At 61.3% G+C, this 354-nt stretch carries 1 protein-coding gene; it reads right to left on the bottom strand.

Annotation, left to right across the window (positions count from 1 at the left end; genetic code table 11):
• The coding region (locus R2A130_RS16895; protein WP_009465417.1) for an Ig-like domain-containing protein at window positions 1–354 on the bottom strand (354 nt) is incomplete at both ends.

A 354-nucleotide genomic window follows, 5' to 3' on the forward strand; every position in this document is an offset into this window, starting at 1 on the left:
ATCAATGTCGTTCAGAATCACAGCACCGGAGACAGGCGCGTCCTCGTTGGTGGTGACCGCATCATCTGTGGCGGCAGGAGCATCATTGGTTGGCGTCACCGTGACGATCAGCGTGGCCGTGTCGCTCGAGCCCGCTCCGTCTTCCACCGTATAGGTGATCGTCGGGAAGACACTGCCGCCGGCAGCCAGGTCCGTGTTGTAGTCGGCATCAGGCGCAAACGACCATGTGCCGTCCGTCGCAATCGACACAAGACCAACACCCGGGATCGTCACCGCTCCGCCACCGGCACCAACCGGGGCGTAAACCGTGGGGGAAGAACCAATCGTAAAGCCGGTAACGCTGAGAACATCAGG

It is taken from the genome of Ahrensia sp. R2A130 (genome assembly GCF_000179775.1).
Classification (GTDB): Bacteria; Pseudomonadota; Alphaproteobacteria; order Rhizobiales; family Rhizobiaceae; genus Pseudahrensia.